We start from the raw sequence: 11,736 nt of genomic DNA on the forward strand, positions 1-11,736 counted from the left end.
GCTTGCGGAACACGTTTCGGCTGCCCGTTTTTGCAGGTAAACGGCGGTCTACCAATTTTGTCACAATTTTTGGACAATCCGGGATATATGCCTCAGAGGAGCACTATAGGTGGTTGGTCCTGACCGGCACCTGTGCTCAAATGGCCCTCATCTCGATTGTACATATTGCCCCACGTGCATTTACCTGCATGGTCTTCGAGAATTCCCCTCCGGGGCGAGAGGTTGCGAGGCAAGTGAGAACGCAGAGCGCTGAAGCTTCCGCTGACCGCGAGCCGCACGGGCACCAGAAGCGACGGCTGCCCAAACCTGCTTCTAACAGGTTCGGATTGGGCAATTGGCACGTACGATCGCGCCTCGTTGCGTTGATCGTCGTGCCCACGGCTGTCGCGGTGGGTCTGGGCGGGCTGAACGTGATCACCTCCCTCAGGGACGCCAACACCTACCAGACACTCAGAGAGGTGGCCGAGCTCAGCGAGCAGCTCGGCGCCGTCACGCACGAACTGGCCTTCGAACGGGACGAGACCGCTCTCTACATCGCCCAAGGCCGTCCGGAGAGCCGCGCGGCCCAGCTCCGCACCACCTACAGCGGGGTCGACAACCTCATCGACGAGGCCAAGGTGCGGGCCGGCGCCCTCACCGACACCCACGCCGACTCCGTACGCCCGGTGCTGCGCCGCCTGGAGGAGATCCAGACCCTGCGCGACACCGCCGTCAAGGGCAAGATCCAGCCCCTGCCGATGATCCAGAAGTACTCCCAGATCATCGCCACCCTCCTGCAGTTCCACGACCAGGTGGGACAGGTCGCGGTGGACGACGACATCTCCCACAGCGCCAGCTCCATGGCGGCCATCGCGCGCGCGAAGGAGCAGGCGTCCAAACAGCGCGGCATCCTGGCCAGCGCCCTGGACAAGAAGAGCTTCGACAGCGGCGAGCTCGACGCGCTCTCCGACGCCAAGGCGCGCGAGGAGAGCGAGGAGACCCTGTTCGCCACCCTCGCCAGCCTCGACCAGCTGGAGCTCTACCGCGACACCGTGGTGGGCAGGGACGTCGACCAGACCGACCTGTTCCGGCTGCGCGCCATGGCCCAGTCCGTCGAGGCCAAACCCCTGAGCATCGGCGTACGTCCGGACAAGGACGTCGGCACCTGGTTCGACGTCAGCACGGGCAAGATCGACGCCCTGCGCAGCGTGGAGAAGTCGCTGGCCTCCTCGGTCATCCTGCGGGCCCGTGCCCTGGAGGAGGCGGCCAACCGGTCGGCGCTGATCTCCGGCGTGCTCATCATGATCCTGCTGATCGTGGTGCTGATCATCATCACCTTCATCGCCCGCTCGCTCATCAGGCCGCTGCGCAGGCTGCGCGGCGAGGCCCTGGACATCGCCGGCAAACGCCTGCCGGAGACCGTGCGGCAGCTCCGCGAGGCGGGGGACGGCAAGGTCGGGCCCGTCCCGCCGATCGGGGTGGACACCCACGACGAGATCGGCGAGGTGGCCCGCGCCTTCGACGAGGTCCACCGCGAGGCGGTGCGGCTGGCCGGTGAGGAGGCGCGGCTGCGCTCGAACGTCAACGCGATGTTCGTGAACCTGTCGCGGCGCAGTCAGACGCTGGTGGAGCGGCAGATCACCCTGATCGACGGTCTGGAGCAGGGTGAGCAGGACGAGCAGCGGCTCGGCAACCTGTTCAAGCTGGACCATCTGGCCACGCGTATGCGGCGCAACAGTGAGAACCTGCTGGTGCTGGCCGGTCAGGATCCGCCGCGGCGCTGGAGCCAGCCGGTCAAGATGGTCGACGTCGCCCGCGCCTCCCTGTCGGAGGTCGAGAGCTACGAGCGCGTCGTGCTCCAGGTGCCCGACGGCGTGTCGGTGGCCGGCCAGGCCGTCAACGACGTCATCCACCTGCTGGCCGAGCTGGTGGAGAACGCGCTGTCGTTCTCGCCGCGCGAGACCAGGGTGGCGGTGTCGGGCAGCAGGATCGACGGCGGCGGCGTGATGTTGTCGATCACCGACTCCGGCATCGGCATGACCCCCGAGGAGCTGGCCCAGGCCAATGACCGCCTCACCGACTCGCCCAGCGTCGACGTGTCGGTCTCGCGGCGGATGGGCCTGTTCGTGGTCGCCAGGCTGGCCCACCGGCACGGCATCAGGGTGCAGCTGCGCCCGCACAGCTCGGGCGGGCTGACCGCCATGGTGCTCGTCCCGGAGAACATGCTCGGCACGCAGCCGCCCGGGTTCGGGGGCATGCAGCCGGCGGCGGCCGAGAGCACGTCCGGCAGCGAGCCGTACGTGGGGCCGCACGCGGCGCCCCCGGCCACCGACTGGCCGCCGGTCTCGGCTCCTCCCGAGGCCGACTGGCCCGCCGCCGCCTCCGCCGGGGCCGACTGGCCGCCCGCGCCGCCCGCGCCGGGAGCCGACTGGCCGCAGGCGCCGCTCACGCCGGCGGCCGACTGGCCGCAGGCGCCGCCGGCCGCCGGACAGGACTGGCCGCGGCCCACCTACCAGATGGGCCCCGCGCACCCGTCGTACCCGTCGAACCCGGAGGCGGGGGGCAACTGGCCGCAGTGGCCGTCCGACGGCTGGCCCTCCGACCCGCACGGCGGCGGCTTCGACAGCCACGACATCTGGTCGCCGCCGCGCAACAACGGCGATCGCGGGCTGCCCAAGCGTCCAGCGGCCGAGCCGCCGCCCCCCTGGAAGCAGGACGGCCTCCAGCGCCGGCGGCCCGACTTCCCCGAGACCGAGTCGGCGGCCACCGGCCCGATCCCGCCCGTGCCGCCCGCCTCCGCCGGGGACGACTACCTGCCGATCTTCGCCGCCGTCGAGTCGGCCTGGTTCGGGCGTAACGAGGGCGGCTGGGGCTCGACGAAGGCCGACGCCGGCTGGAGCGCGGCCGAGGCGGTGGCCGAACCGGCCCGCGACGGCACGACCGCGGCCGGCCTGCCCAAACGGGTGCCCAAGGCGAACCTGGTGCCGGGCTCGGCCGACACCGCCGCCTCGCCCAAGGGCGTGTCCCCGATGCCCTCGGTCTCGCCGGACCGGGTGCGGAACAGGTTGTCCAGCTTCCAGCAGGGCTTCCGGGCGGCCCGCGACGACATCACCGAGGGCAAGGCGTTCCAGCCGGGCCCTCGCGGCTCCTACAACGGTGAACCCCACAACAGTGAAAGAGAGGAGGGCGCATGAACGACCTGAGCCACGCGGCGCGCGGAGTCGACTGGTTGATCACCGACTTCGTCAGCACGGTCCCCGGTGTGGCACATGCGGTGGTCGTCTCGTCCGACGGGTTGCCGCTTGCGGCCTCGTCGGGTTTTCCGGCTGACCGGGCTGACCAGCTGGCTGCGATCGCGTCGGGACTGGTGAGCCTGACGCAGGGTGCGGCCAGGGTGTTCGAGGGTGGTGCGGTCAACCAGACGATCGTGGAGATGCAGCGGGGGCTGATGCTGATCATGTCGATCAGCGACGGCTCGTGTCTGGCGGTCCTGGCGGCTCCGGACTGTGACATGGGGCTGGTGGCGTACCAGATGACCTTGATGGTGGATCGCGCCGGTCAGGTGCTGACCCCGGCGGTGCGGGCCGAGCTGCGCGCCAGCCAGACCAGGTGATGTAGGTGACGGACCAGAGATGGAACAGCGGCGGCTGGGCGCCTCCGCCCAAGCCACAGCCCCAGTCGCAGCTGCAGCCCGACCCCGCCTCACCCGTCCGCCCGTACGCGGTGACGGGTGGGCGGACGGCGCCCAGGGTCAAGCTGGCGATGGAGGCCCTGGTGTCGTCGGCGACCGCCGAGCACCGGGAGTTCTCCCACATCACGCCGGAGTACCAGGCGATCAGCCAGCTGTGCAGGCAGGTCCGGTCCGTGGCCGAGGTGTCGGCGCTGCTGCGGATCCCGCTGGGCGTGGTGCGTGTTCTGATCGCCGACATGGCGGCCGAGGGCCTGGTCCGCGTGCATCAGCCACAGCTGGACGCCGGCAGGCCGGACGTTAATCTGCTCGAAAGGGTGCTCAGTGGACTTCGCAGGCTCTAGCCCCGGCTTGACTTCAACGAAGATCGTGGTGGCCGGCGGTTTCGGGGTGGGCAAGACGACGTTCGTCGGCGCGGTCTCGGAGATCATGCCGTTGACCACCGAGGCGGTGATGACCGACGCCTCCGCGGGGATCGACGACCTGGGCATGACGCCGCTGAAGTCGACGACGACCGTCGCGATGGACTTCGGCCGCGTCTCGCTCGACCGTGACCTGATCCTCTATCTGTTCGGCACGCCGGGCCAGCACCGGTTCTGGTTCATGTGGGACGACCTGGTGCGCGGCGCGATCGGCGCGGTCGTGCTGGTGGACACCCGCCGCCTGGCCGACAGCTTTCCCGCGCTCGACTACTTCGAGGAGGCGCAACTGCCGTTCGTGGTGGGCGTCAACGGCTGGGACGGCCAGTACCCGCACAGCGACGCCGAGGTCCGCGACGCCCTCACGCTGGCCCCCCACATCCCGCTCGTCCGGCTGGACGCGCGCTCCAAGGACTCGGTCAAGAGCGCGCTGATCCACCTGGTCGAGCACGCCCTGTCGATCAGGATGGCGGTGCCGGGCTGGAGCGGCGGCAGCTGATCCGGCACGCCGCCGCCCCTCGCGCTCAGCGGGGCCGGGCCTCGATGAGGCTGGCTCCCGCGCCCAGCTCGACGACCTCGGCCAGGCGCAGGTCCGCCCGGTCGAGCAGTGCCGTGTACTGCTCCCGGCTGCGCTCGGCGCCGCCGTCGAAGATCGCCAGCATCCGCATGTCGATGTCCTTGCCCAGGTGCGGCGCCTCGTCGTCGGGCAGCACCACCTCCAGCACCAGGACGCGGCCGCCGGGGTTCATCGCCCGGCGGACGTTGCGCAGGATGGTGACCGCGTCCTCGTCGTCCCAGTTGTGCAGGACGCTGGCCAGCAGGTAGACGTCGCCGCCGGCCGGGACCTCGGTGAAGAAGTCGCCGGTGACGACCTCGCTCCGCGCACCCAGCCCCTCGGCGGCCAGCAGCTCCCTGGCCCGGTCCGCCACGTGCTCCAGGTCGAACAGGATGCCGCGCATGTCCGGGTTGGCGTGCAGGACCGTGGCCAGGATGTGGCCCTTGCCGCCGGCCACGTCCACCATGGTCGCGGTGGCCGGGAAGTCGTACCGCTTGGCCAGGCCCTCGGTGAAGGGGATCGCGCGGGCGGTCATGTAGTCGTCGAACAGCTTGCCCGCTCCCGGGTTGGCCGCCAGGTACTCGTACAGGTGGCCGTAGCGGGCGGCGAAGGCCGAGCCGCCGTCGCGGACGGTCGCGGGCAGGTTGCCCATGGCGTGCCAGAAGCCCTCCTCGCCGAGCATCCGGATCGACGAGCGCACCGAGTCGGGCACGTCCGACCGCAGCGCCGTGCCGCGCTCGGTCAGGTCGTAGATGTCCGGCCCGGCGCCGCGGACGACGCCCATCCCGGCCAGCTCGCGCAGCACGCGGCGCAGCCTGGGGGCGTCGGCCTCGCAGCGGGCGGCCAGGTCGGTGGTGCTGAGCGGACCGTGGGCGAGATGGTCGGCCAGGCCGAGCTCCGCCATGGTCAGCAGAGCGGCGAAGCGCGAGATGTCGGCCACGGCCCCCCAAAGGAGGTCATCCGAGTGGGGCATGGGGTCCTTCCAGAAGTCAGACGTTGCGGTTGGCCTGCCGGTGCCACACCAGCAGGCGGCGCTCGGCCAGCACGAACAGCGAGTTCACCAGGTAGCCGAGGATGCCGAGCAGGGCGATCGCGGCCCACACGCCGGGCCCGTCGAAGCTGCGCTGGGCCTGCAGGAGCTGGTAGCCGATGCCGTCCGTGCTGCCGAACAGCTCCGAGATCACCATGAGGATCAGCGCCAGCGACAGGCTCAGCCGCAGCCCGGCGAAGATCTTCGGCGAGGCGGCGGGGAGCACGACCACGCGCAGGCGCTGCGCCTTGGACAGGCCGAACACGGTGGCGGTCTCGGTGTAGGTGCGGTCCACGGCCCGGACGCCCTCGATCGTGTTGAGCAGCACCGGCCAGATCACGCCGAACACGATCGTGGCGAGCTGCATGCTGAGCTGCGCGTACTCGGTGCGCGCGAACAGCGCGACGAACAGCGGCAGCAGCAGCGGCGGCGGGATCGCCCGGCCGAACTCGAACAGCGCGTCCACGTAGTCGGTGGCCGCCTTGGAACGGCCGAGCGCCACGCCGAGCAGCACCCCGAGCAGCGAGGCCAGGATCCAGCCGCTGAACATGCGGCCGAGGCTGGGCAGGATGTTGCCGATCGCCTCTTCGGTGAGGAAGAGATGGGAGACGGGCCCGGAGAACCACATCTGGTACATGCTGGTGACGATGGTGAGCGGCGGCGGGAAGTCGCTGTCGTCGATGAGCCGCCCGAGCAGCTCCCAGACGACCAGCACGACCGGCACCACCCACAGCCTCGACAGCCGCCTCACGATTCCGACGCTCCCATCCGGACGCGGTGCCAGCGGAACAGCCGCCGCTCGCCGGCCAGCAGGACGAGGTTCGCGAACACCCCGAACGCCCCGGCCCAGAACGTCGCCGCCATGATCAGGTCCATCCGGTTGCCGCTGCCCGCCTGGATCGTGTAGACGCCGATCCCGGCCGTGCCGCCGGCCAGCAGCTCGGCGCTCACAGCGAGCACGAGCGCGATGCCGGCCGCGATCCTGACGCCGGTCGCGACGAAGGGCGCGGCGCTCGGCAGACTGACCCGGGCCAGCACGGCCAGGCGGCCGAAGCCGAAGCTGCGCAGCGACTCCTTGGCCAGCGGGTCCACGTCCTGCATGCCGTACAGGGTGTTGATCAGGATCGGCCACATGGACGCGTACACGATGACCGAGACCTTCATCAGGCCGTCCACCGGGATCAGCAGGATCGCCAGCGGGATGATCGCCACCGAGGGGATCGGGCGCATGAACTCCAGCAGCGGCCGGATCGCCCGCTCCACCGGCGGCACCGCCCCCAGCAGCACGCCCAGCGGCACGGCCACGACGATGGCGGCGAGCAGGCCGAGCGCCCAGTTGGTGAGGGTGGTGACCAGGCCGTCCACGAACACCGGGTCGGCGAGCAGGCGCACGGCTTCGTACAGGATGACGGAGGGCGCCGGGAAGATCACGCCGTCGCTCAGCGCGAAGCGGATGACCAGCTCACCGGCGATGAGGAACCCCGCGGCGCCGGCGGCGCCGCGGAGCAGACGCGCGGTGTTCATCAGCTGGCAGGGGCGGCGATGACCGACTTCACGTCGACCGGGCTGGTGAGGTACTTGTACTCCAGCATCAGGTCGGCGACCTTCTGCAGCCGGTTCTCGTTCAGCTCGCTCGGGTACGTGCCGAGCGTGATCACCGAGGCCGTCTTGGCGTCGATCTTGGTGTACTTCGGCAGCGTCTCCTCGATGACCTTGCGGTCACTGGAGGCGAGCTGCTGCGCCTTGGCGATGGCCCGCTGGAAGGCGGCCAGCGTCTTCGGGTACTTCTGCACCCAGTCCTCGGTGGCCATCCAGCCGGCGATGGGGAAGTCCTCCGTCTGGCCGGTCATGGTGTCGGCGAGCTTGCGGAAGCCGAAGGCGCTCTGGTTGGCGGTGATGAAGGGCTCGGTCATCCAGCCCGCGTCCGCCTGCCCGGTGTTGATCGCGTTGCCCTGTTCCGGGAACGGCTTCTCCATGAACTTGACGTCGGTCTCGGCCAGACCGGCGACCTTGAGCTGCGTCTCCACGGCCAGGGTGGCGATGTTCTTGACGTTGTTGACGTAGACCGTCTTGCCCTTCAGGTCCGCCACCGTCTTGATGGGGGAGTCCTTGGGCACCATGATGTTGAACGTGTTCGGCGCGGCCTGGTACATGTCCGCGACCAGCTTGATCTTCTTGCCCTTGCTCACCGCGAGGAAGGTCGAGACGTAGTTGGTCTGGGAGATGTCGAGCGCGCCGCTCTCGATCTGCGGCAACGCCGCCGCGCCGCCGGTGATGGTGACCGGCTCGACGGTCAGTCCCTCTTCCTTGAAGAAGCCCTTCTCGTTGGCAAGATAGACCGACACAACGTCGGGCACGGGGAGGGCGCCGACCTTGATGGTGGTCTTCTCCAGGCCCTTGCTGTTGGCCGAGCTCTTCGCGGTCTCGCCGCCGCCTCCGCCGCAGCCGGCAAGGGTGAGCGCCAGAGCCACGCCGACGACAATGGCGTGACCGCGCATAGTGCGTGTCATGGGGGGGTTCTCCTACCAGGGGGAAGTTCCGGAGATCGGCACGGGATGCCGGGCGTGAAGCGTACCGGAGCCGTCTTCGGATCTACAGCGCTATGCCGCGTATATGTAGGTTTATCGCGAAAATATGACAAATCAGCGTTATAGATGTAAATCTAGAGATTAAGTACGTTTAGTGGTGATTTGTCCGTATTGGGACGGTGGTTGCGCTCCGTGTGCGGTGGCATGCGACGTGAAGGGAGTGCGATGTGGAACGGTTGAAAACCACCGAAACGTTGGCCTAAGTATGAGGTTTGTGCTCAAATTGGGCCTCGAACTTGCCTGCGATCACTCGTCCGCGTGACGAAGCCGCTGATTCCCCCCTGAAGCAGGCCATGGCGAGAGGTTGCCACCAGTGAGGACAACAACGACCGGCTCCGGTCGTGGCAGGGCTCCGGACGCCCCGGAAAAGGCCGCGGACGGCGAGGTGCAGCAGGCCCACGCGCCCAAGGCGGGCAGCCCGTTCGCCCTGCGCAACTGGCGCGTGCGTACCCGCCTCATCGCCCTCATCGCCATTCCCACGCTCGTAGCCGTCGTCCTCGGCGCCCTGCGGGTCACGACGTCGATCAGCAGCGCCCAGCAGTACCAGGACATCAGCAGCGTGGGGACCCTGGTCGCACAGCTCGGCGAGCTCTCCCGCGACCTCGGGCTCGAACGCGACCTGGCCACCCGCCACGTCGCCACCAACCGCGGATCCTCCGACGAGCAGCGGTTGAAGAGCCAGCACGAGATCGTCGACAAGCGCATCGCCGGCACCCTGGAGGCGGGCAAGAAGTCCGAAACGGCGCTGTCCGACCTCGGCAGGAAGTCCCTCGACCACATCCGGATCCGGCTCGGCCAGATCCCCACGATGCGCAAGGCCGTCGCCGAGACCAAGCTCGGCCCGCTGCCCACCAGCGAGAAGTACTCCGAGGTCATCGCCGAGCTGCTGCAGCTCTACGACGAGCTCGGCCAGGGCTCCACGGACGAGGAGATCATCGCCACCAGCGCGGCCCTGCGCGCCGTCGCCCGCGCCGAGGAGGAGGCCTCCAAGCAGCGCGGCCTGCTGACCAGCGCCCTGATCAGAGGCTCGTTCGAGGAGCCGGAGTACAACGCCTTCCTCGACGCCCGCTCCCGCCGCAGCAGCGAGCGCGACTCCTTCCGCGCCGTCGCCACGCCCGCGCAGCGCCAGTTCTACGACAACACCGTCGCCAGCCTGAAGATCGGCCGCGCCGAGTTCTACGCCAGCCGCGCGGTGCTGCTGCACAACGCCAACCAGTCACTGCGCCGGCTCGACACCTCGACCAGGGACGACACCGACCAGTGGTTCCAGTCCATCACGGAGACCGTCGAGCGCCTGCACACCGTGCAGAAGTCGCTGTCGGAGCAGATCGCCACCCGAAGCGCCGACATCGCCAGCAGCGACCGGCAGCTCGCCGCGATCAACATCGGCGTCGTGGTGGGTCTGCTCGTCCTGGTGCTCGCGATCACCGCCCTGATGGCCGGCTCGCTGGTACGCCCGCTGCGCCGCCTGCGCTCGGACGCCCTGAAGATCGCCGGCCAGACGCTGCCCGACCTGGTCAGGCAGCTGCGCAACACCGACGTCAGCCCGGAACAGCTCCAGGTCCCGCCGATCGAGGTCAACTCCAAGGACGAGATCGGTGAAGTCGCCCGCGCCTTCGACGAGGTCCACCGCGAAGCCGTCCGGCTGGCCGGTGAGGAGTCCAGGCTCCGCTCGAACGTCAACGCGATGTTCGTGAACCTGTCGCGGCGCAGTCAGACGCTGGTGGAGCGGCAGATCACCCTGATCGACGGTCTGGAGCAGGGCGAGCAGGACGAGCAGCGGCTCGGCAACCTGTTCAAGCTGGACCATCTGGCCACGCGTATGCGGCGCAACAGTGAGAACCTGCTGGTGCTGGCCGGTCAGGACCCGCCGCGGCGCTGGAGCCAGCCGGTCAAGCTGGTCGACGTCGCCCGCGCCTCCCTGTCGGAGGTCGAGAACTACGAGCGCGTCGTCCTGGAGGTCCCCGAGGGCGTCTCCATCGCCGGCCAGGCCGTCAACGACGTCATCCACCTGCTGGCCGAGCTCATCGAGAACGCGCTGTCGTTCTCCCCGCGCGAGACCCGCGTCCCCGTCTCCGGCAGCAGGATCGACGGCGGCGGGATCATGCTCTCCATCAGCGACTCCGGCATCGGCATGACCGGCGACGAACTGGTCCAGGCCAACGAGCGCCTGACCGACGCCCCCACCGTGGACGTGTCGGTCTCCCGCCGCATGGGCCTGTTCGTGGTCGCCAGGCTGGCCCACCGGCACGGCATCAGGGTGCAGCTGCGCCCGCACGGCTCCGGCGGCCTGACCGCCATGGTCCTCATCCCTGAGACGCTGCTCGGCGCGCAGCCCGTCGCGGTCGCCGGCGCGGGCGGCAACACCGCCGCCACGACCTCCCGCGAGGACGCCTTCGCCGCCTCCCAGCCCGCCGCCGGGGCCCAGCAGTGGCCCAGCGCGTCGGGCTTCGGGCTCGCCCCCGGGCACCCGTCCTACCCGTCGTACCCGTCCGAGCCGGCCGGCGGGTCGTGGCCGTCGGTGCCGAGCTCGCTGCCGTCCTCGATGTCGTCCTCCATGCCGTCCGCGATGCCGCAGTGGCCCTCGACGGAGTCGACGAACACCGGCTCCGACTGGCTGCCGGACTCGTCGTCCGACGTCTGGGTGTCCTCGCGCGGGCCGGTCACCGGGGAGCACGCGCCGCCGCAGCGCGGCCTGCCCCCCGAGGAGCCCCGCCCCTGGTCGGCTCCGCCGCAGGAGACGCCGTCCGCGTCCCCGTACGACTACCCCGAGACCGAGTCGGCGGCGACCGGCCCGATCCCCGTCGTCAAGCCCGCCTCCGGCGGGGACGAGTATCTGCCGATATTCGCCGCGGTGGAGTCGGCCTGGTTCGACCAAGGCGAGCCGAGCGCCACCTGGGGCTCGGCCAAGGCCGACGCCGGCTGGAACGCGGCGGCGTCCGTGGTGGAGCCCGTACGCGACGGCTCGACGGCGGCCGGGCTGCCCAAGCGGGTGCCCAAGGCCAACCTGGTGCCCGGATCGGCGGACACGGCGTCCGCGCCCAAGGGCGTGGCTCCCATGCCGTCGGTCTCGCCGGACCGGGTGCGCAGCAGGTTGTCGAGCTTCCAGCAGGGTTTCCGAGCAGCGCGTGACGACATCAGCGAGGGCAGGACATACCAATCCGGTCCTAGGAACGACAGTAGGGAGGAGGGCGCGTGAATGACCTGAGCCACGCGGCACGCGGAGTCGACTGGTTGATCACCGACTTCGTCAGTACCGTCCCGGGGGTCGCGCACGCGGTGGTCGTGTCATCCGACGGGTTGCCGCTCGCGGCGTCGTCGGGTTTTCCGGCTGACCGGGCTGATCAGCTGGCTGCCATCGCGTCGGGACTGGTGAGTCTCACGCAGGGTGCGGCCAGGGTGTTCGAGGGTGGTGCGGTCAACCAGACGATCGTGGAGATGCAGCGGGGGCTGATGCTGATCATGTCGATCAGCGA

The 11,736-nt window shown here is 69.7% G+C and carries 10 protein-coding genes; 6 read left to right on the forward strand and 4 right to left on the reverse strand.

The window, feature by feature from the left end:
* Positions 1 to 371 precede the first annotated feature (371 nt).
* The 4 genes from ABZ459_RS17190 to ABZ459_RS17205 all read left to right on the forward strand — a co-directional run bounded on the left by ABZ459_RS17190 (position 372) and on the right by ABZ459_RS17205 (position 4,585).
* On the forward strand, positions 372 to 3,173 hold the full coding sequence (locus ABZ459_RS17190) for a nitrate- and nitrite sensing domain-containing protein (RefSeq protein WP_357971197.1): 2,802 nt from the start codon (positions 372 to 374) through the stop codon (positions 3,171 to 3,173).
* Positions 3,170 to 3,592 (forward strand): roadblock/LC7 domain-containing protein, encoded by a 423-nt coding sequence (locus ABZ459_RS17195; protein ID WP_020546542.1) that lies wholly within the window; start codon positions 3,170 to 3,172, stop codon positions 3,590 to 3,592. Before ABZ459_RS17190 ends, ABZ459_RS17195 begins: the two co-directional genes overlap by 4 nt.
* A 71-nt stretch (positions 3,593 to 3,663) precedes the next feature.
* Complete coding sequence (locus ABZ459_RS17200; RefSeq protein WP_125632598.1) at positions 3,664 to 4,011, forward strand: DUF742 domain-containing protein; 348 nt, start codon at positions 3,664 to 3,666, stop codon at positions 4,009 to 4,011.
* A gap of 7 nt (positions 4,012 to 4,018) precedes the next feature.
* Entirely contained in the window at positions 4,019 to 4,585 is a 567-nt protein-coding gene (locus ABZ459_RS17205) for an ATP/GTP-binding protein (protein ID WP_357971198.1), read from the forward strand.
* Positions 4,586 to 4,610: 25 nt separating this feature from the next.
* On the opposite strand, the gene ABZ459_RS17210 is transcribed toward ABZ459_RS17205, so the two are convergent.
* The 4 genes from ABZ459_RS17210 to ABZ459_RS17225 are packed head-to-tail and all read right to left on the reverse strand — an operon-like array spanning position 4,611 to position 8,182.
* Positions 4,611 to 5,615, reverse strand: a complete 1,005-nt coding sequence (locus ABZ459_RS17210) for a methyltransferase (RefSeq protein WP_357971199.1) — start codon at positions 5,613 to 5,615, stop codon at positions 4,611 to 4,613.
* Positions 5,616 to 5,631: 16 nt separating this feature from the next.
* Positions 5,632 to 6,423 carry an ABC transporter permease subunit gene (locus ABZ459_RS17215; protein ID WP_357971200.1) on the reverse strand — a complete coding sequence of 264 codons (792 nt, stop codon included), beginning with the start codon at positions 6,421 to 6,423 and terminating at the stop codon, positions 5,632 to 5,634.
* Positions 6,420 to 7,196, reverse strand: a complete 777-nt coding sequence (locus ABZ459_RS17220) for an ABC transporter permease (RefSeq protein WP_357971201.1) — start codon at positions 7,194 to 7,196, stop codon at positions 6,420 to 6,422. Before ABZ459_RS17220 ends, ABZ459_RS17215 begins: the two co-directional genes overlap by 4 nt.
* The gene (locus tag ABZ459_RS17225) at positions 7,196 to 8,182 is read right to left on the reverse strand and encodes an ABC transporter substrate-binding protein (RefSeq protein WP_357971202.1); all 987 of its coding nucleotides are present in this window, start codon (positions 8,180 to 8,182) and stop codon (positions 7,196 to 7,198) included. The genes ABZ459_RS17220 and ABZ459_RS17225 overlap by 1 nt, the downstream gene beginning before the upstream one ends.
* Before the next feature lie 391 nt (positions 8,183 to 8,573).
* Between ABZ459_RS17225 and ABZ459_RS17230 the strand changes: the two genes are divergently transcribed.
* Positions 8,574 to 11,459, forward strand: coding sequence for a nitrate- and nitrite sensing domain-containing protein (locus ABZ459_RS17230; protein ID WP_357971203.1), 2,886 nt, complete (start codon positions 8,574 to 8,576; stop codon positions 11,457 to 11,459).
* The coding region (locus tag ABZ459_RS17235; protein WP_357971204.1) for a roadblock/LC7 domain-containing protein at positions 11,456 to 11,736 on the forward strand (281 nt) is incomplete at its 3' end. The genes ABZ459_RS17230 and ABZ459_RS17235, both read left to right, overlap by 4 nt.

It is taken from the genome of Nonomuraea sp. NPDC005692, assembly GCF_040631115.1.
Lineage (GTDB): Bacteria > Actinomycetota > Actinomycetes > Streptosporangiales > Streptosporangiaceae > Nonomuraea.